This is a genomic window from Paenibacillus sp. BAC0078, from assembly GCF_054483875.1.
This window is the reverse complement of record NZ_JBTLRW010000003.1, coordinates 440,124-460,030: the sequence shown is the minus strand read 5'-3', so window position 1 is coordinate 460,030 and position 19,907 is coordinate 440,124. Positions and strand designations below refer to the sequence as shown.

15 protein-coding genes are annotated in these 19,907 nt (G+C 47.8%); 12 read left to right on the top strand and 3 right to left on the bottom strand.

Going from position 1 to position 19,907, the window contains the following annotated elements; all coding sequences use genetic code 11:
- Nucleotides 1–49: 49 nt before the first annotated feature.
- The 10 genes from ACX1DY_RS08825 (at nt 50) to ACX1DY_RS08780 (ending at nt 12,338) form a co-directional block, all read left to right on the top strand.
- Nucleotides 50–1,594 carry a response regulator transcription factor gene (locus ACX1DY_RS08825; RefSeq protein ID WP_458963804.1) on the top strand — a complete coding sequence of 515 codons (1,545 nt, stop codon included), beginning with the start codon at nt 50–52 and terminating at the stop codon, nt 1,592–1,594.
- 2 nt (nt 1,595–1,596) lie between these two features.
- Complete coding sequence (locus ACX1DY_RS08820) at nt 1,597–3,330, top strand: sensor histidine kinase (protein ID WP_458963803.1); 1,734 nt, start codon at nt 1,597–1,599, stop codon at nt 3,328–3,330.
- A 144-nt stretch (nt 3,331–3,474) separates the two neighbouring features.
- A complete protein-coding gene (locus ACX1DY_RS08815; RefSeq protein ID WP_458963802.1) occupies nt 3,475–4,833 on the top strand; it encodes an extracellular solute-binding protein in 1,359 nt (452 codons plus the stop codon).
- A 74-nt stretch (nt 4,834–4,907) separates the two neighbouring features.
- Nucleotides 4,908–5,837: a carbohydrate ABC transporter permease gene (locus ACX1DY_RS08810; protein ID WP_458963801.1), complete on the top strand. Its 930-nt coding sequence runs from the start codon at nt 4,908–4,910 to the stop codon at nt 5,835–5,837.
- Nucleotides 5,834–6,646, top strand: a complete 813-nt coding sequence (locus tag ACX1DY_RS08805; RefSeq protein WP_458963800.1) for a carbohydrate ABC transporter permease — start codon at nt 5,834–5,836, stop codon at nt 6,644–6,646. The genes ACX1DY_RS08810 and ACX1DY_RS08805 overlap by 4 nt, the downstream gene beginning before the upstream one ends.
- A 137-nt stretch (nt 6,647–6,783) precedes the next feature.
- Nucleotides 6,784–7,191 (top strand): TetR/AcrR family transcriptional regulator, encoded by a 408-nt coding sequence (locus tag ACX1DY_RS08800; protein WP_458963799.1) that lies wholly within the window; start codon nt 6,784–6,786, stop codon nt 7,189–7,191.
- Between the two features lie 426 nt (nt 7,192–7,617).
- Entirely contained in the window at nt 7,618–8,691 is a 1,074-nt protein-coding gene (locus ACX1DY_RS08795; RefSeq protein WP_458963798.1) for a putative 2-aminoethylphosphonate ABC transporter substrate-binding protein, read from the top strand.
- Nucleotides 8,691–9,764, top strand: a complete 1,074-nt coding sequence (locus tag ACX1DY_RS08790) for a putative 2-aminoethylphosphonate ABC transporter ATP-binding protein (RefSeq protein ID WP_458963797.1) — start codon at nt 8,691–8,693, stop codon at nt 9,762–9,764. Before ACX1DY_RS08795 ends, ACX1DY_RS08790 begins: the two co-directional genes overlap by 1 nt.
- Nucleotides 9,765–9,778: 14 nt before the next feature.
- Nucleotides 9,779–11,470 (top strand): putative 2-aminoethylphosphonate ABC transporter permease subunit, encoded by a 1,692-nt coding sequence (locus tag ACX1DY_RS08785; protein WP_458963796.1) that lies wholly within the window; start codon nt 9,779–9,781, stop codon nt 11,468–11,470.
- 73 nt (nt 11,471–11,543) lie between these two features.
- On the top strand, nt 11,544–12,338 hold the full coding sequence (locus ACX1DY_RS08780) for a DeoR/GlpR family DNA-binding transcription regulator (RefSeq protein WP_458963795.1): 795 nt from the start codon (nt 11,544–11,546) through the stop codon (nt 12,336–12,338).
- A gap of 41 nt (nt 12,339–12,379) precedes the next feature.
- Here ACX1DY_RS08780 and ACX1DY_RS08775 read toward each other — a convergent pair whose 3' ends face one another.
- Nucleotides 12,380–13,183, bottom strand: coding sequence for an HAD family hydrolase (locus ACX1DY_RS08775; RefSeq protein WP_458963794.1), 804 nt, complete (start codon nt 13,181–13,183; stop codon nt 12,380–12,382).
- A gap of 216 nt (nt 13,184–13,399) precedes the next feature.
- Between ACX1DY_RS08775 and ACX1DY_RS08770 the strand changes: the two genes are divergently transcribed.
- Both ACX1DY_RS08770 and ACX1DY_RS08765 read left to right on the top strand, forming a co-directional pair.
- Entirely contained in the window at nt 13,400–18,088 is a 4,689-nt protein-coding gene (locus ACX1DY_RS08770) for a LamG-like jellyroll fold domain-containing protein (RefSeq protein WP_458963793.1), read from the top strand.
- 148 nt (nt 18,089–18,236) lie between these two features.
- Nucleotides 18,237–18,773, top strand: a complete 537-nt coding sequence (locus ACX1DY_RS08765) for a hypothetical protein (protein ID WP_458963792.1) — start codon at nt 18,237–18,239, stop codon at nt 18,771–18,773.
- A gap of 160 nt (nt 18,774–18,933) precedes the next feature.
- Here ACX1DY_RS08765 and ACX1DY_RS08760 read toward each other — a convergent pair whose 3' ends face one another.
- Together ACX1DY_RS08760 and ACX1DY_RS08755 are read right to left on the bottom strand one after the other, a co-directional pair.
- Complete coding sequence (locus ACX1DY_RS08760) at nt 18,934–19,128, bottom strand: hypothetical protein (RefSeq protein ID WP_458963791.1); 195 nt, start codon at nt 19,126–19,128, stop codon at nt 18,934–18,936.
- Nucleotides 19,129–19,182: 54 nt separating this feature from the next.
- Nucleotides 19,183–19,878, bottom strand: a complete 696-nt coding sequence (locus ACX1DY_RS08755) for an SOS response-associated peptidase (RefSeq protein ID WP_458963790.1) — start codon at nt 19,876–19,878, stop codon at nt 19,183–19,185.
- Between the last annotated feature and the right edge of the window lie 29 nt (nt 19,879–19,907).

The following is a 19,907-nucleotide window of genomic DNA, read 5'->3' as shown; positions in this document are numbered from 1 at the left end:
ATACCTGCATATATACAAGGAATGCGACAGGAATGGAGGAAATTCTACAATGAATTCATTAATTTCGGTCATGCTTGTCGATGATGAACCGCTTGCACTCGATAATGTATACCAGTTGGTTCCGTGGGAGGAGAATGGGTTTCAGGTAGTCGCAAAGGCGACCAGCGGGCGCATGGCGCTACGGATGTTCGAAGAATTACAGCCGCAGATTGTCATCACCGATATTTCTATGTCGCCTATGGATGGCCTGGAGCTGGGACGGCTTGTGGTTCAGCTTGCTCCCAAAACCCGGTTAATCTTTCTGACTGCTTACCGCGATTTCGATTATGCCCGCCAGGCGCTGGAAATGCGTGCGGCCCATTATCTGCTAAAGCACGAAATCAGCCGCAACCGCCTGTTGGAACAGCTGAAGCTGCTCAAGGAAGGCTTAATAGCGGATGCAGCCGAGGAAGAAGGGCGCGGACACGCGCTGCATATTCTCCTTAAAGATATGCTTGCGGGCAAATATCAGGCACCCCCTGGGAACCAGGAATCCAGGCTGCACCGTCTTGTCAACGAACAGCAGCAGGGAAAGCCAGCGCTGCTGTATTTCGAGCTGGCTGCTGCGCTTCTGCTGGACGGCAGCCGCCGGAGCAGACGCTGGCCGGTACCCGCTGTATGGAAGAGCATCGAAGAGGAAATCCGCCTCCAGACTGCGGACATGGAGGATATTGATATTTTGGAGATGGATGAAGGCGGATATGCCGTACTGTTGAAGCTATCCTCTTCAAGCAGTCTTCTGCTGCAGCATTATAATTTGCGGCAGATCGCAGCCCAATTGCTAGAAAGACTGGGAGCTAGCTGGATGGGCGTACTCCCCCGAATCATCATCTCTGCAGGCAGCAGTGCGGAATTGCCGGAGCGGAGATATGCGGCGATGAGGCAAGCATATGACTATTCGCTATTTCTTCCGCCCGGGGCTATTTTCCTGCTGGATCAGGTTCCTTCAGCCGGGGCTGCATCCGTTATTGCCGAAGAGGTCAGGCAGTACCTGCTGTCTCCCGGGATAAGTGTACTGGACAGGCTGAAGGAAAATTTGGAGAAGGTGGCTACCCAGGCCCGTCTAGCGGATCTTCGCGCAATCATTGGCCAGATCAGCGACGAATGCCGCAAGGATGGGAACATCAGACCAGATCTCTCGCTGGGCACCGACGCGCGGCAGGTCGTAGGCAGCCTGTGCAGGATTCTGGAGGACCGCTTGCAGCGGCTACAGCTTAAGAAGAATTATTCCCGCTGGGTGAACAAAGCGATTGAATATGTCGCCAGTAATTATGCTGACCCCGACCTGTCTCTGGAGACGGTCGCGGGCCATCTGCAGATCAGCAGTATTCATCTGCGCACCACCTTTAAGCGGGAGACCGGCCAGTCCCTGCTGGACTACACGACGGAATACCGGATCGCCCTGGCCAAGCAGCTCCTACAGACCGGCGAATTCAAGATATACGAGGTATCCGAGAAGGTTGGTTACAAAACCAGCCAATATTTCAGTCAGGTGTTTAAAAAAACCACCGGCATACAGCCAAAGGACTTCCTCCAGCAGAAGGGCAGCGAATAGCCATGCGCAAAATAAAGAATAAAATTCTCAGCAGTGTCATTCTTATAGTCACTCTGTCAGTAACGGCCATCAGCGCGCTGGCGTATGAGCAGTTTTCTTCTATTCTCGAAACCCAGGCGCTGCGAGAGGACACCATACATCTGGAGCAGACAACGAATCAGATGAATCACTTGATTGATGATGTGCAGAAATACGCAGCTAACATGGTCAACGACGAGTTACTTCAACAATTTGCAGCGCGGCTACAATATCCTTCGACGTATGATGAGCTTAGTGCGTACCGGGATGTAGTCACCCAGCTAACCAAATTCAATGTGCTGCGCGATTACCTCGAAAGCTCGGCCATCGTCCGCTCTGATAGCAAGGTTTTCTGGTCCTCACTCTATATTGATCCTTATTTTGAACGGCTGCTTCAGGAAGATTGGTACCAAAAGGCACTAAAAAGTAACGCCAAAAGCGGATTTTCAGCTCCCCACACCATTCTGGACCCCGATAGCAAAAAGGTCGTAACCTTCTTTATCCGTTTCGACGCCCAATACGGCGGTGTGCTGCTTCTGAATATTGATTATGCGGCTTTCGAGAGTCTATTCCAGTATTTAGGACAGTCCTTTGACCAGGTGGCCTGGATAGGGCCAGACCGTTCAATCCTGTATCAACAGGGCATCGGAGCTGACCCTTCCGAAGCAGAAACTTTGACGGCTGACGGCCCCGACATCAAAGTGATCAAGCATGACAAAGGTTATTATCTGACCAGCACCTTTGAGAAATCGCAGTGGTCCGTATTTACTTTCACTTCCAAGGACCGGTTCTACGAGTGGGTTGGATACATTGTACGGTACTGGGCCATTTTCCTCGCGCTGTGCCTCGTGCTCTGCTTCCTGTTATTTCTCCCAATTATATCCAATATTATCCGCCCGATTCTGCAAATGACCAAAGCGATGAAGCAGGTATCCATGGGCAACTACAATGTTCAGCTATCATTCCGCAGCAATGACGAGCTCTCTGTACTGAAGAACGGCTTTGAGATGATGCTTGGCGATATTGAGCGGCAAATGAGCGAAAAGGTGGAGCAGGAGCGCTGGAAACGCAAAATGTCTACAGAGCTGCTGTTCGCACAGATTAATCCCCATTTTATCTACAATACGCTGAACACCGTCGTTTATCTTGCCCGCAAAAAGAATTACACTGCAATCGAGGAAATGATTGAGTCCTTCATTGGCATTTTGCATGATGCTGTCAATATCGGCGATGCCGGCCTGTATGTCACTGTAGAGCAGGAGATGAACATTATCAATCACTTCGTGCGCATCCAGAAATATAGATATGCGGACCGGTTCGAGCTAGTCTGGAATGTAGAAGAACAAGCGATGGGCGACTATATTCCGAAAAGCCTGATCCAGCCGCTGGTTGAAAACTCCATATTCCACGGCTTCTCAGAAAAGGAGTCTATTGGCCATATAGAGATCGTTATCCGCAAACGCAGCGGGCGGCTGCTAATCTCGGTCAGAGATGACGGCTGCGGCATGAGTCAGGAAAAGGCTCTGGCGATTATGAACGGAAACATGCCACCGGCGCGCCTTCCTTCGGGTGCTATGAAGCAGATTGGCCTGTGGAACATCCGGGAGCGGATCGAATATTTGTACGGGAAGGATGGCCGTCTGGTGATCCGTTCACGTGAGCAAGAAGGCACGAAAGTGTCGGTTCTTCTGCCGTCACAGCATCATTCCGCCGAGTAAGGAACTATCATTATTTATACAAAACCATCGGATCGTCTCGTTGTTGGGTGATGCCATCAAGCTTATAGTACTACTATACAGACGGACGGCAAGGCATCAGCGGAACCGCCGGCTGTTACAACAGATGCAAGGGGGACATTGATTTTGCGACATCTATTCAGTAAAAAAGCATCGGTCATCGGGCTTGTTCTGACATTATGCTTCACGTTGGTGCTCGCCGGCTGCGGCAACGGAAACAACAGCAACACCAACACTGCTTCCGAAGGCTCAAACAGCACCAACAATGTAAACAGCTCAAGCGATCCTGCAAACGCTTCCGGTAAATTAACGGTATGGGGCTGGGACAAAGCCTGGTTCGAGGGCACTGCAGCGAAATTCAACGAGAAGTTCCCGAATATCAAGCTTGAGTTCGTCGAGGTATCGGCGGCGGATTACTTGAAGAAAATCCAGACATCCATCGCCTCCGGCTCCGAACTGCCGGATATCATTTGGGCGGAAGCAGCCTTCCGCGGCGCACTTTATGAGCTGAACGTGCTGCAGAGCTTGTCCGGGGAGCCTTACAATTTCGATACGTCCAAGCTGCTTGACTTTGAGCTTCCGCTTCTTACGAACAGCAAAGGTGAACTCGTTGGCCTGGAGCAATCCGGCTCTCCGGGTGCCCTGGCCTATAAACGTGATCTGGCAAAACAATATTTTGGCACGGATGATCCCGATCAATTATCAGCAATGTTCACCGACTGGAATACCTTTATTGCCAAGGGTAAAGAGGTCTATGAGAAAAGCGGCGGCAAAACCTTCATGCTGGGCAGTCTGATGGATGCCTACACCATCTTCTCCAACCAGGGGACAGCCGCCATCGTCGACGGAACAAAAGTGAATACCGGCGAGATGCTGCGAATGTTCACTCAACTGCAGTCCATCCGCGACAATAACGGTGAAGGCAAACTGGCGATGTGGTCACCGACCTGGAATGCCTCATATTCGCAGGACAATGTTATTTTCTATCCGGCTGCGAACTGGTCACCTGAATTTGTAATTAAACCCAATGACAAGGCCAGCAAAGGCCGCTGGGGTCTGATGGTGCCTCCTGAAGGCGGATACCCATACGGCGGCACGACGATTGGCATCTGGAAAGACGGAAAAAACAAGGATGCCGCTTGGACTTATCTCAACTGGCTGCTAGGTTCTAACGAAGGCGCTGAAGCCAACTTTGCAACCTCTGACTACATTTTGCCACTCAAATCCTTCTTCAATGACACCTCCAAGCTTTCCTCCGGGGCCGATGAATACTTTGGCGGACAGGATCTAGGAAAGTTCTGGGTAGAGAAGGTATTTCCAAGTATGAAGTCCAAAGCCGTTACCAAATACGACCAGGATATTTACAGTGCTTCAGAACTGGTGCTCCAGACCATGGCGCAGGACAATAGCTTTGATGCCAAACAGGCGCTTGATAAGTGGGAAGAACAGTTGAAGAAAAACCATCCTGAGCTGACCTTTGAATAAATATCATACTAGAAAAAGCGGCGGCCCGCTCGAAAGAACAGGCTGCCGTTTTAACGGATAGGAAGTGAATGATCTTGCAAAAAGCGAAGGGAATCAGCAGTAAAAACAAATGGCCGTATCTGTTCATCACGCCTTATTTCTTATCCTACGCAGTACTGAGCCTGTTCCCGATCCTTTTTACCCTCTACATCAGCCTCACCGACTGGGATTTGTACGGCAACCGGAATTTCATCGGACTCGGCAACTATATCCAGCTCTTTTCCCATGACGCCTTCTTCTGGAAGTCTCTTCTCAATGTCATCATCTTTATGGCAGTTTACCTCCCGGCCCTCGTTCTTATGGGCATGCTGATGGCCAGTCTGATTGAGAGCAAGCTGATTCGCAAAAAAACCTTTTTCCGCCTCAGTGTATTCAGTGCCTATATGACAACACCGGTTGCGGTCGGGATTATCTTCTCGCTGCTGTTCGACTGGCAAGGCGGGTTCTTCAATAATCTGCTGATGGAGTTGGGTCTTATTCAGGAAAAAATCAATTGGCTGGGCTCAGCCAGTTCTTCCCGCTGGGTGGTCATCCTGATGGTGTTCTGGAAGAACTTGGGATACTTCGTGATGTTTTATACTGCGGGGATGGCCAGCATTGACACCTCCATCTACGAGGCGGCAGTAATCGACGGCGCTTCATCCAGAAATGTGTTCCTGCGCATTACCATTCCTCTGCTGAAGCCGATCAACCTGTTCCTGATTATTACCTCCATTATCAGCGGCCTGCAACTGGTGGAAGAACCGATGCTGCTGTTTAGCGGATGGGCCTCAGGCTCCAGTATGGTGGGCGGACCTGACGGGTCAACCTTCACGCCTATCTGGTATATGTTCGATGCTTCCTTCAACGGCAGTGCGTTCAAGTACGGTAAAGGCGCAGCGATCGCTTATGGCACCTTCCTGTTCATCGCCATATTCTCAGTTGTTGGCATGAAATGGATCAATAGGGACGGTGACGACAAATGAGAACACAAAAATTCTTTATCATACTACTGCTTAGTCTGATTGCTATTGCCTTCCTGTTCCCTTTCTATATGATGATTGTGATGGGAACCTATTATTCGGAAGATCTGTTCAAACAGCTTCCGATTCTGCCCAGCGACTATTTACTGGAGAACCTGAAGACGATCATGTCGGCCAACTTCTTCCGCAATTATTGGAACAGTTTGTATGTTGCAGTACTGTTCACTCTGGTAACGGTTGGTATCGCCTCGGTTACCGGCTTCGCTTTTGCCAAATATGAATTTAAGGGAAAAAATGCGCTGTATGGCTTTATTTTGCTGACGATGATGATTCCCGGACATTTGGGCCTGATCGCTTATGTTATGGAAATGAAGTGGTTCCATCTTAACAATACCCATGCGCCTCTGATTCTGGCCGGACTAAACAATGCTTTCGGGGTATTCTTTATGACCCAGTTCATCCGCTCCTCCGTTCCGACAGAGGTCATTGAAAGCGCACGGATCGACGGCTGCTCGGAGCCGGCAATTCTTATACGGATCGTTATTCCGTTTCTGATGCCGGCCATCAGCACCCTGGGCCTGATCTCCTTCCTCGGCTCTTGGAACGGCTATTTGCTGCCGCTCGTAACGATCAACAAGCCGGAACTGTACACGCTCCCCCTGGGAATCGCTAATCTGTCTACCGTTTTCCGTACCGACTATTCAGCAAGTATCCTTGGCCTTACGCTTGGCACTCTACCACTAATTGTTCTCTTCCTGTTCGGCTCCAAGACACTGGTGAGAGGACTTACAGGCGGTGCGGTCAAAGGCTAATCTTCAGGAACGCTACTGCTCAGACTACTTCTTTCCATACGCAAAAAGCGCAGAACCCTGAATCAGGTTCTGCGCTTTTTGCTGCTTAGCCAAGGTGCACTATATGTATACAATTACGCCGTATTCCCGCTGAACTATTGGCCCAACTCGCTGACAGGCATCGGTCTGCCGTAATAAAAGCCCTGCATCACCCGGCAGCCCAAAGATTGCAGCAGTTCAATCTGTTCCGTCGTTTCCTTATCCTATTTTCTACACAGGGTTATGCACAAACTTCCATTCGAGATATAGCATTGAAAGTAAAAATTAAAGTACCTTCTATATATGCTCATTTCTCCAGTAAGGAAGAATTGTTCGAAAGTGTAGCGGATTATGTGATGAGTGATTATATAAATTTTGTACGCCAAAAAGCGACTGACATAATAGGTCACTCTAAAGTGGATAAATTATACACATTTACGGAGCAGATCATTGAATATCTTTATGAAAACTATAATTGTTGCCATTTATCATCACTCCATTTCAAGTTATTCATTACTATATTGTGAATCCGCAATTATAGATTGGACTTACTTCCTGATGATTATATACATTTAAGTTCGCTTGATCATATAAACCTAGATACTAGCGAGGGAGTGTAGCATTTGATCCACAATATAGAGTAGAAGAGTAGATAATCATCGTTAACGTATTCATCGCCAGCTACAATATTTGAAATAAGCTATGTACTCGTCCTTCTCAAGATATTTGGGAAGGACTTTTCTTTTTTCTCCGGGATAAACCTGGAAACTGCTGAAGTGTGCGAATCTTTCTTTCCATGGTCTTCGTTTTGGTGATATATTCAACAGAAAACAACAACAAATATAATAAAAAACAACAATATTAATCAACAATTAACATATGGATGACGATAAGTTAACAATGCGGAGTTATATTTTTAATGTCGACAAAATATGATAAGGGGAGAAACAAGGATGAAAAAGGTAATGAAGCTTTCTGTTTTGGTAACTCTGCTGGTATCGCTTCTTGTTGCATGCAGCAATGGTAAAACAACAACATCAGGCAATAACGCGTCGTCAAGTCAGGATGTTAACAACAAAGAGCTGACCATTTACACGGCGCTTGAAGATGACCAAATCCAAGCCTATCTGGAAACGTTCAAGCAAGCGCATTCGGATGTCAAAATAAATATCGTTCGTGATTCAACCGGCATCATTACGGCTAAATTGCTGGCCGAAAAAGACAATCCGCAGGCTGATATTGTGTGGGGTCTGGCAGCGACCAGCTTGCTTGTGCTGAATCAAAATAATATGCTGGAGCCTTATGCGCCAAAAGGTGTGGAACGTGTCATTCCAGAGTTTAAAGACACGGCAAATCCTCCAACCTGGGTCGGGATTGATGCCTGGGAGACAGCTTTCGTAGTGAACACCAAAGAATTGGAGAAACGGAATCTGGCGATTCCCAGATCTTACGAGGATCTGATCAAGCCTGAATATAAAGGCTTAATTACGATGCCGAATCCGGCTGCCTCAGGTACAGGGTTCCTTACCGTCAGTGCGTTAGTCCAATTAATGGGCAAAGATAATGCGTGGACGTATATGGACAAGCTGCACGAAAACATCGGCATGTATACGCAATCCGGCTCGAAGCCATCCAAGCTGGCCGGAACCGGCGAATACCCGATCGGGGTCTCCTTCGGCTATCGGGGAATCGTTGAGAAAAAAGGCGGGGCTCCGGTAGAAGTTGTTTTCCCGAAAGAGGGCTCCGGTTGGGACGTTGAAGCGAATTCGCTGTTGAAGAAAGAAACGATCAAGCCTATCGCCAAAGAATTCCTCGATTGGGCCATAAGCGATGAAGTAATGAAGGAATATAACAAAAACTATGCGATTGTCAGCGTGAAGAGCGAAGGCAGCAAAATTCCGGAAGGCTATGAGAAAGATCCGGTGAAGCAGTTGATTAAAAACGACTTGAACACGATGTCTAATGAACGCGAAGGCATTCTCGAAGAGTGGCAGAAACGTTACGATTCCAAGAGTGAAGCTAAATAATGACAGACTATTTGGAGATCAATAACATAAGCAAGACGTTTGGCGGATTCCAGGCGTTAAAACAAATTCAAATCGGTATACGGCAAGGTGAGTTCGTATGCTTGCTGGGGCCGAGCGGATGCGGGAAGACTACGTTGCTCAGAATACTTGCAGGGCTTGAAATATCTGACTCAGGTTCGGTTGTTTTGAACAGAAAGGATATTACATACCTGCCTCCGGCGAGCCGTAATTTCGGTGTTGTATTTCAATCGTACGCTTTATTTCCGAATCTGACGGCATATGAGAATATTGCTTATGGCTTAAAGGGAAAAGGAATGAACAAGCAGCAAATTCGCTCCAAGGTGGAGGAAATGCTGGAGATGGTTGGACTGGTGCAGGCGCGGGATCGTTATCCCGCGCAGCTGTCCGGCGGACAGCAGCAGCGTGTGGCTTTGGCGAGAGCGATTGCGTTATCGCCGGAATTTCTGTTGCTGGATGAACCGTTATCGGCCCTCGACGCACAGGTAAGGCATAGGCTGCGGCAGGAAATATGCGATCTGCAGAAAAGGCTGGGAATTACGACGGTTATGGTGACTCACGACCAGGAAGAAGCCCTGACGATGGCTGACCGCATCATTGTAATGAATCATGCGGAAGTAATTCAAATCGGTACGCCTGAAGACATCTATGACCGGCCAAGAACCCCTTTCGTCGCTGATTTTATTGGCGCAATGAATTTTATTAGGCAGCAGGGAGACCGAAGAAACGACCATAAGGATGAACAGCTGTTAGCCGTTCGGCCTGAGCATATCCGGATCGTATCGGAACCAGCGGCAGGCGAAGTTCACGTTGTGCTGAATTTTTATGAATTTCGCGGCTCCTTTTACCGGACTACCGTTCAAACGATACAGGACGATGGAAGAATCCGCGCCGGACAAATATTGCAAGTCGATGTGCCTGTTGAAGAATTCCGCCGGTTGATGCTAAATAATGGCGATAAATTTACCGTTGTTATTCCCGAAGAGAAAATGCTGTTTTTTGCTGACCGGAATGACCTGGATCAAGCTCAGCTTGAAGTGGCGGTAAGTGAATGAGGAGTACAGAGCGCATGATAATTAAACCGAAGACGCGACAAAAGGCAGGAGGTGAAGGGTGGATTCTTCGCTTTTTGCTGATCTTTATGTTAATCATTCTGACGATATCCATCCTGTTGCCTCTCATCGACTTATTTGTTAATGCCTTTCAAAATCAGCAAAAGGAATGGGTAGGCTTTGCCCATTTTGCCAAATATCTGACTACTCCCGCATTATCCAGATCTGTGTGGCATTCGGTCTATGTGTCCCTAATGACTACAACAATTTCCGTGACTTGCGCCTATCTTTATGCTTACGCCTTGACTCGCACTGGGATGTCCGGGAAGATCGGGTTTCGTTATATTGCGCTGCTCCCTTTATTTGCTCCGACGATGATGCACGGGATTGCATTGACCTATTTATTCGGCAACCAGGGGCTGGTTACGACAGGGCTGTTCGGGCTGCTGCCGGGCCTGGATATTCAGATGTATGGAAGTACGGGAATAATAATTGCCGAGGTTATTTACACGTTTCCTCAGGCGTTTTTGATTCTTATGGTCTCCTTTTCGACAGTGGATTATCGCTTGTATGAAGTATCTGAAACACTTGGGGCCGGAAAATGGAAGCAGTTCTTCACCATTACGCTCCCTCAATCGAAATACGGGCTGATCAGCTCGTTATTCGTATGCTTCACACTCAGCTTTACCGATTTTGGAGCGCCTAAGGTAGTGGGAGGTCAATACAACGTATTGCCGACTGACATCTATAAACAGGTTATCGGGCAGCAAAATATGTCTATGGGTGCGGTGATCGGGATAATTTTGACGATTCCGGCCGTAGCAGCCTTTTTAATCGACCGCTTTGTGGAACGCAGGCAAAAGACGATGGTATCCGTTAAGGCGACGCCATACCAAATTAAGCCGGGCCGGTTGCGCGATGCCGTATATACGGCATATTGTACGCTTATTGCTGCCGGCATCATCATATTGATCCTAACGGTGCTGTTCGCATCGCTAATCAAAATATGGCCTTATAATTTGGAGCTGACGCTGAAACACTATGATTTCTCAAACGTATCCGGCGGCGGGCTTGAGCCGTTCTGGAACAGTCTTTATGTCGCGTTGCTGACAGCCGTTTTCGGTACGGCTATTGTATTCGTCCATTCTTATCTTATTGAGAAGCTGCGGATCTGGCGTGCTGTCCGGCAGATTGGCTATTTTATTTCTTTGCTTCCTTTAGCGTTGCCGGGTCTTGTTATCGGTCTGGGGTATATTTTATTTTTCAACCGGCCGGATAACCCTCTGCATACTCTGTATGGAACGGTCTGGATTGTTGTGCTGGCGAATATCGTGCATTTTTATTCAGTGACCTTCGTTACCGCCACGACCTCGCTGAAGCGGCTCGATAAAGAATACGAATTGGTCTCGGAATCAATGCGTGTACCTCTGTATCGCCTGTTTTTCCGTGTTTCGGCCCGAGTGTCCCTGCCGGCGATATTGGAAATATTCGTGTATTATTTTGTCAACTCTATGGTGACTGTTTCTGCGGTTGTATTTCTATATTCGCCCGCCTTCAAGCTGGCTTCGGTTTCTATAGTCAATATGGACGATGCGGGTGACGTGGCTGCGGCGGCGGCGATGTCCAGCCTTATCATTCTGGCGAACATCGTTGTCAGACTAATTTATGAGATCTTGTCTCATAGATTAATGAAGCGGACGGAAGCCTGAATATACACGCCAGGTTTGAATTGAAAGGCAAATCCAGTATACTGAAACTAAATATTTATATCAATTGACGGTGGTGAATGGGTTGACACTCTTGGCTCAGGAAAGAAAAGAAATCATCTTACAGACGCTGCTTCGCGAAGGCAAAGTGAAAGTGATTCCGATGGCCGAAAAGCTGGGGGTTTCCACGGAAACGATACGCCGTGACCTGGATGCGCTTGAGGCAGAGAGTAAACTTCAAAGGGTATATGGAGGAGCGGTCCGCTCCGGATATGAGTCTGGGGAACCCCCTCTTCAGAAGCGCACTCATCTGAATATCGATGCCAAGAAGAAAATCGGAGCACGGGCGGCGGAACTGATCAAGGATGGTGACACCATTGCACTTGATATAGGTACTACTATGATGGAGCTGGCCAAAGCGATTCAAGGAAAACGAAATATTACCGTGGTTACCAACTCGCTGCCGATCGCCGCGTACCTTTCGGAGGCATTGAACAACAACCGGTTTACGGGCAAGGTATTTGTACTCGGAGGTCAGTTAAACCCGGAGCAGCAGTCCCTAATGGGACCGCTTTGCGAGCAAATGATGGGTCATTTTTTTCTGAACAAAGCGTTTTTGTCCGCCGGAGGTCTCTCCTTGACAGGAGGCGTGACAGATTATGATTTGAACGAAACATACATTTCCAAGCTGTTTGCCGAGGCTGCAAGGGAAGTTATTGTTTTGGCAGACCAATCCAAAATAGGGGTACAATCTTTTGCCAAGATCATAACTCTGGACGATGTGAATATCATAGTATCGGATCAGGAGTATCCAAAGGATTGGAAAGATCAGCTTGAGAATAACGGGATATTCTGGATTTCTTGTGAATAAAAAAAGAGTCGAGCAGATCTTTGGACCTGCCCGGCTCTTTTTTATAATTGGAGTGTTGGCTGTAAAATGCTCAGCAGCTCCGACAGCTGTTGAATTTCATAGGTAGGCCGGTTATCGGCAGGTACGGTTCTTCCTTCATGATTGATCCAAACGCTTCGCAAGCCTATACTGTTAGCTCCCTTAATATCCGTGTTCAAATTGTCTCCTACCATAATCCCCTCATCAGAAGAAATTCCAAGCAGATTCATCGCCTGATGGAAAATTGAAGGATGCGGCTTTCCCGCGCCGAAGTCGCCTGAAATGATAATCTGATCGAAGTAATCTGCCAGTCCGGGTATGCCATCTACTTTTTCTTGCTGCAGGCTAGGCGCCCCGTTAGTTAGAAGAAGAAGCGAGTAATGATTATGCAGAACATCCAGAACACGGAAGGTATCTTCGTATATCAAATGACGATTACAACGTTCTTTAATAAATCTTTCGGCAAGCTGTTGTCCCATTTCCGGATCGTCGATGCCGAGCTCCTGCAGCCCGCGGGTCCAGGACTCTTTCTGATAAACAGGAGCCAATTGCTTGAGCTTATGAAAAGCAGGATAATGATCGGAGTCGAACCGCCCCCAAAGCGCTTCCAGGTAAGTGACTTCAATCATATTGGCCCACTCATAGATTTCCATAGAAGTAAACAGCTTTAGTGCTGCTTTACGAACGTGGTTTTCCAAAACGTTTGGGTCGAGCGGCAGTATTTCCGCAGCAACCCGGCAAGTGGCCTGAAATGCCTCGTTATTACTTCTATCGTCCCATAATAATGTATTGTCCAAATCAAAAATGATGGCTTTGATATTTAGCATTGTACTTCATCCTCTCCTGACATCTAATACTAAACTGCAACAGAAAAACATAAATGTCAACATAATTATTGGAGGAAAAAAACAAATTCACAGAATGAAAGTTAATATTACGTTGATTTTGCTTTAACAATTGGCTGATATATTGAATAGTGTGCAAGAAACAACAAAAAGAAATGAATAAATCCACAAAATAACAGAATGGGAGTGGGAGCTCAAGTGTTCCAGAAAAAAACGTTTGGAGCAAAAGTAAGTCGGCTTTTGGTGATATGCAGCCTGTTAGCGGGAACGGTTGTAAACGGAAGCGCAATGGCCGGTCCGAGTGAAATTGCTAACGATTCAGCAGCTGCGGAAGCAGGTTCATTTCAACAGCCGAACTATTCGCCTTTCGTAGCTATGGCGCAGGACAATCAAACGCCTCGCGTTGTAAATGCGGTATATGGGTCCGTTGCCGAAGCCGTATATGCAGACCGGGTATTTGATCTCAATTTTCTCGACGGGAAAGCGACTGACAGTTCGCCAGCAAAGCTGAGCGGGGAAGTTGTTGGTGGTGTGAAATTTGAATACGACAGTGCGGTTAAAAAACAAGTAGCTGTATTTAATGGAGAGAGTAATAATTTTATCAAAATTCCGTTCTCTCAAGAGCAAAGGGATAAGGTGGCAAAGAAGTTTACGCTGGAAACGGTATTCAAGATGAACAAGACTGCCGATATGGGCGTTCTGATGAATACCGAAGGCGGAGGCATAGGCTTCGAATCGAACGATTCCGGATTAATGGAAATCTGGGCGCATATCGGCGGCAGCTACAAGCGGGTAGGCGTACAGCTTGAGAAGGACAAGTACTACCATCTGGCAGCGACTTACGACGGCAGCGCCGTGAGCTTGTATTTGAACGGTGAGCTGGCAGGATCGGTTGCCGCTTCCGGAGATGTCTATCAGCCGGATATGAATTTTGCCGTTGGGGGTGACCCGGGATCGGGGGATTCGGCCAGCGTTGTGCTGGATGGCAAAGTTTCGATTGCCCGCCTGTACAGTGATGCTTTATCAGCAGAAGATATCAAGAAGCTGTATGAAGAGCAGGCGGATCGCGGCAAATTGAGTGAGATTGATCAGTTGATTGCCAAGAATACGGAGCTCCAGACTCTGCTCAGCTCCAAGCCGACAGACGAACTGAAGCAGCTCGTTTCCGATATTGCTGCGGCGAATGGCAAAATGAATATTACAGGGGCTGAAATTGCCGCTCTGCTGGTACGGGCAAACCTGCTTCTTGCCGATGAACAAAAAAACAAACTGACTTTTTCCGTATGGAGCGATGTGCACATCAACGACGAAGCTTCCATACAGGATGACAAGTTCGCGAAGGCTCTGACGACGGTCAACAACATGGCGCCGAATCTGAAGGCATACATTATGGTCGGGGATTTGGCCAACACCGGGTCTCAGGCACAATATACCCGCTTTCTGGGTACGTTGAACAAGTATGGCAAGGCCGGAGTTAAAAAGCTGTACACAATGGGCAATCATGATTACTGGACCGATTATTACGCCGGTCTGTCGCCTGAGGTTTCGCAGAAGAGATTTACCGATAACCTTGGGGCGGAGATCAATTCTCATGAAGTTATCGACGGCTATCATTTCATTCAGGTAAGTACGGAAAGCAATGAGGTCAACGGAGTTTTCACCAAGGCCAAGCCGTGGCTGAAGGAAGAACTGAAGAAGGCGGCAGCCGATGCGCCGGACAAGCCTATCTTTGTCTCCATTCACCAGCCGCCTAAGGACACGGTGTATGGCAGCGACGATTGGGGAAATTCGGAGCTGTATGATGTACTGAAGAGTTATCCTCAGATCATTACCTTCTCCGGTCACTCGCATTATGCGCTCAATGACGAAAGATCAATTTATCAAAAGGATTTCACCTCCATCAACGACGGCGCGCTGACTTATATTGAATTGGAAAACGGCAAGCTCGGAGGCAGCATTCCCCCAAGTCCCTACGATTTCAATCAGGGGCTGCTGGTTGAAGTGGACAAGACAACCAACGACGTTCGGGTGAAGCGTCTTGATTTCGATAATGATCGGGTTATCAAGGATGACTGGCTCATTAAAAGTCCCGGCGATAAGAGCAAATTCTCGTACACCGACGCACGTAAAGAGCAGAGCGCCAATCCTTATTTCGATAATAGTGCGTTGCTTACTGTTTCGGATGTGAAGGAAAATTCGGTAAAGCTTACATTTGACCAGGGACAAGACGAGGATTTGGTGCATTCCTACAAGATTCAAGCGATCAACAAGGCAACGGGTGAGGTTGAAAAAGAATTTCTGATGTTCTCGGATTTCTATCTCGATCCCAGAGCCAAGCAGATGTCTACGCCGGTATCCGGCTTGAAGGGCGGAACGGAATATATTTTTACCGTAACAGCTATTGATTCGTGGGGTAAGGAGAGTGGTCAGCCGCTGAAGGGCACTGCAACGACAAAGACTAGCACAGATGCCGATGAAGGAACGGATATTCCGGGCGTGCTTACATGGGCTGCGGAAACGAAGAGCGCACCGGTCATTGACGGCGATCTGAGCGATAGTAGCTGGAAGACCAAGACGCCGATCGAGCATTTACTGAAGGATTCCGCAGTACGCGAAAATAAGGCCAACTATGGTCTGATGTGGGATAAGGACTATTTGTATGTAGGGGTCGATATTGAGGACAGCAAGCTGGTCGAGCGGAAGCTGTGGCTTGGCGATGAAATCAGCGTCTTTATTGACGCGAACAATGACAAGAAGAGCAGCTATGAGGTTCCTTACGATGTACAGATCGGTTATGGGTATACGGAGGACGGCAGCTCCAAGGTATTCGGCTTCGGCGGTGGTTCGGCAGGAAGAAATGCTGACGATATCAAAAAAGCCCAGAAGAAAACTGCTAAAGGCTGGGCCGTTGAAATGGCAATCCCGTGGAAATTCCTCGGCATTGATCCTCAAGTGAACAAAAGCCTTGGCTTCGATATCGGCGTAGACGATAATGACGGTACGGATGCATTCGATTCGACCCTGTTCTGGAGCAAGAACGAAACGTCTCAGTCCTGGAGAACGACGGAAGGCTTTGGAACCGCGATGCTGTACAACACAGAGACTCCCAAGGCGGATGTGTTTGATTTCAACTTCCTGGACGGGAAGGCAACCGATAGCTCGGCTTCGAAGCTTAATGGTGAGGTTGTAGGCGATGTAAAGTTTAAGTACGACGATGCAGTAAAGAAACAGGTTGCCGTGTTTGACGGCCAGAGCAATAACTTCATCAAGATTCCTTTCTCGCAAGAGCAAAGAGACAAGGTAACGAAGCAGTTCACGCTGGAAACGGTATTCAAAATGAATAAGATTGCCGATATGGGTGTGCTTATGAACACGCAGGGCGGAGGCATTGGTTTCGAATCGACCGATTCCGGATTAATGGAAATCTGGGCGCATATCGGCGGCAGTTACAAGCGGGTAGGCGTTCAGCTTGAGAAGGACAAGTACTATCATCTGGCGGCGACTTACGACGGCAGTATTATCAAATTGTATCTGGACGGCAAACTGGTCAACTCTACTGACGCTTCCGGAGACGTCCATCATCCCGACCTCCATTTTGCTTTGCCAGGCGATCCGAATCCGGACGGAGGAGCAGGAGCTGTGCTGGACGGCAATATTTCCGTCGGACGCTTGTATAGCACAGCGCTGACGAGTGGACAAATCAAGCAGGTCTATACGGAGTACGCAACGCGAAGCAAGATGGTTCAGATTGATCAGCTGCTGGAAATGCAGAAGAAGCTTGCAGGGCAGAATTCGGAAGAATTGAAAAAATTGTATGAGGAATCCGGCAAGCTGTATGCGAAGATGAATGTGACGGCTGCCGAGATCGAAGCGTTCCTGGCTAAGTGCGAAGAGGCGCTGAAGGGTGAAACGCCGGTCAATCATGCGCCCAAGTTCATAAAGATCGCCAATCAGGAAGTAAATGAAGACCACAAGCTGACCTTCCAGGTGAGCGCTGACGATGCAGACAGCAAGGTGCTGACTTATCGGGCAGAGAATCTGCCAAAAGGAGCAACATTCGCTGCAGATACGAGAACGTTCAGTTGGATTCCCGGAAAGGATCAGGCCGGCAGCTATAAAGTGAAATTTGTTGTTAGCGACGGTTCGCTGACGGATGAAATGGAAATTGTCATCACTGTCAAAAAAGTAACAACCGGCGGAAGTGGTGACAATAATCAGGGCGGAGGTAACAGCAATCCTGTATCTCCAACGCCAACGCCAACACCAACGTCAACACCAGTAAAACCGGAAACGAAGCCATCAGAAGGGGCAAAACCAGAACCATCACAAGAAGCGCCGAAGAATACGTTCAAGGATTTGGCTAATTACGGATGGGCCGAAAAGTCAATCGCCACTCTGGCAGCAAAAGGCATTGTCATGGGCACGTCGGAAACAACCTTCGAGCCAGGGAAAAAGATTACGCGTGCCGACTTTATAGTTCTGCTCGTGAGAGCACTTGACTTGAAGGCGGGCTTGGACTCCAACTTTGCCGATGTAAAGCAAGGCGATTATTACTATCAAGCGCTGGGAATCGCTAAAAAGCTTGGGATAGCAAATGGTATGGGGGGCAACCTGTACAATCCGAGAGGCGAAATCACCAGACAGGATATGATGGTGCTTGCTGCAAAAGCTTTGACCGTTGCCGGAAAGCTGTCAGAAGGCGATCAGGCAAGTGAATTGAAGCAGTTTGCCGATGCGAATCAGGTTGCAAACTATGCGGCAGGAAGTATTTCATCTTTGATCAAACACGGTATTATCAAAGGCAATGCGGGAAATACGATCAATCCGCTAGGACATGCGAACAGAGCGGAAGCAGCAGTCATGGTTGAACGGATGCTGCAGAAATAACCGGCTAATAAAAAGCAACCAGATGCTGCGGGATTCGCAGCATCTGGTTTTTTTGTATGTAATAGCGCCTTACTGATTTCGCTTGGCAGGGCTTTTTTCTTCTATCTGCCCATGGTAAACTTTAGAAAAAATGTCCAGGGGGATAATGATGCGTCGGAGTGTTATTGCTTTGTTGTTTTTGGTATTGTTAACTGCTTGCGGTTCATCGAAAAAAGGACTTACTGCTGATGATCTTGCTATTGTTAAGGTAGACAATGAGAAGGAAATTGTAAGTTATGGTATGAGTCGCGCGAATGTCGAGAAGGTTCTTGGAGAAAGTGAAGAAAGCAAATTAAAGAGAATGATGTTTTATAAAAACGGTGTGGCTGTTATGTATAGAGATAACTCCGTTGTTGCTATCTTATTAAGCGAGGAATCGAGAGGTATCTTCAAGACTTTACAAGGTGCCGAGATTAACATGAACAAAGACGACCTGAAAAAAATTTACGGAAACGACAATGCAATAGAGAAAAAGGAAAATTTAGATTACATATATGACTCGGAAAGTAAAAAATATTTGTCCGAAATGACAGTTAAATCAGAAGACAGAACAAAGATTTACCATGTTTCAATTAGGTTTAATGATGCTGGTGAAGCTGAAAGAATATCTGTTTTGGATAATCGCGCGGCTACTCTTGCAGAATGAATTTACGGCCATCTCAAAAATCCCCATGCGGCTTTGAACAAAAAAAACTGCTATGCAGGTGGTGTAATCTAGGTTTATAGCAAGCTTAAACAAAGTGAAGCCAGCGCCTTTAGACGCTAGCCTCAGAGTAGATACCCTATCTTTCAGTACCAGATATCTTCTAGCGTAACAATCTTGAGAGCAGAATAATCTCTGCCAACCGGATGATGAGTCTTCTTCTGCGTCCTCTGATGATGGAGCTTAGGATAAGAAAATCCGTACCAACCGACTGAAGAGTTCCGATATAAGTACTGCCAGTTGTTGTAACCTGTACGGTTTTTCCCTGAAGCAATTTTGCTTTTCTACGAAAGTTCATGGTTGAATCCCACCTTCTTCTAGTGATGAGGAACATATAATAGAGTATTCCTGATCAGAAGAGCTTGAAAGGTATAGAAGTGGAAACTTCATTAACCAATTCCTTATAGTCATTGCGCACATTGCCGACCGCTGCAGACACGGGATATGCCCGCATCAGCTCGGCATTGTAGGGAACCAGCAGCTTCATCAGCTCCGGCTCCTCCTGATTATTGCGGTCAAGCCACTGTGATTCCGCTTCGCGGCTGAGAATGACCGGCATGCGGTCATGGATATCCGCCATCAGGCTGTTGGCCTCTGTGGTGATGATCGTGCAGGTGCTGAGCTTGTTTCCGCTGGCATCCACCCAAATATCGTACAGCCCGGCCATGGAAAAAAGCTCCCCGCTCTTCAGTGTAATCCGCATCGGCTGCTTGCCGCCGTCCTGCTGCTTCCAGTCGTAGAAGCCATCCGCAGGAATGACGCAGCGGCGTGAGCGGATAAGGCCCTTGAAGGCTGCTTTGTCCTGAAGGGACTCACTACGTGCGTTGATCATCCTGCTGCCGTTCTTGTCTTCCTTCGACCAAGAAGGAACCAGCCCCCACCGGAGCTCTCCAAGCCGATTCTGTCTGCCGTCATGAATAACCGCCGGTATATGCTGCATCGGGGCCACATTGTATTTAGGAGCATAATGGACAAGAGAGGTATCCTGGATAAAATAATGCAGCATCAATTCTTCCATACTTACCATAATGGTATATCTCCCGCACATCCTGACGCGCCTCCCGTATCTATGAATGC

Bases quoted from the DNA above. Each gene is read 5' to 3' on its own strand.
- ACX1DY_RS08825 (WP_458963804.1), top strand. From the start codon at position 50: ATGAATTCATTAATTTCGGTCATGCTTGTCGATGATGAACCGCTTGCA.
- ACX1DY_RS08820 (WP_458963803.1), top strand. From the start codon at position 1,597: ATGCGCAAAATAAAGAATAAAATTCTCAGCAGTGTCATTCTTATAGTC.
- ACX1DY_RS08805 (WP_458963800.1), top strand. From the start codon at position 5,834: ATGAGAACACAAAAATTCTTTATCATACTACTGCTTAGTCTGATTGCT.
- ACX1DY_RS08795 (WP_458963798.1), top strand. From the start codon at position 7,618: ATGAAAAAGGTAATGAAGCTTTCTGTTTTGGTAACTCTGCTGGTATCG.
- ACX1DY_RS08790 (WP_458963797.1), top strand. From the start codon at position 8,691: ATGACAGACTATTTGGAGATCAATAACATAAGCAAGACGTTTGGCGGA.
- ACX1DY_RS08785 (WP_458963796.1), top strand. From the start codon at position 9,779: ATGATAATTAAACCGAAGACGCGACAAAAGGCAGGAGGTGAAGGGTGG.
- ACX1DY_RS08775 (WP_458963794.1), bottom strand. From the start codon at position 13,183: ATGCTAAATATCAAAGCCATCATTTTTGATTTGGACAATACATTATTA.
- ACX1DY_RS08765 (WP_458963792.1), top strand. From the start codon at position 18,237: ATGCGTCGGAGTGTTATTGCTTTGTTGTTTTTGGTATTGTTAACTGCT.
- ACX1DY_RS08760 (WP_458963791.1), bottom strand. From the start codon at position 19,128: ATGAACTTTCGTAGAAAAGCAAAATTGCTTCAGGGAAAAACCGTACAG.
- ACX1DY_RS08755 (WP_458963790.1), bottom strand. From the start codon at position 19,878: ATGTGCGGGAGATATACCATTATGGTAAGTATGGAAGAATTGATGCTG.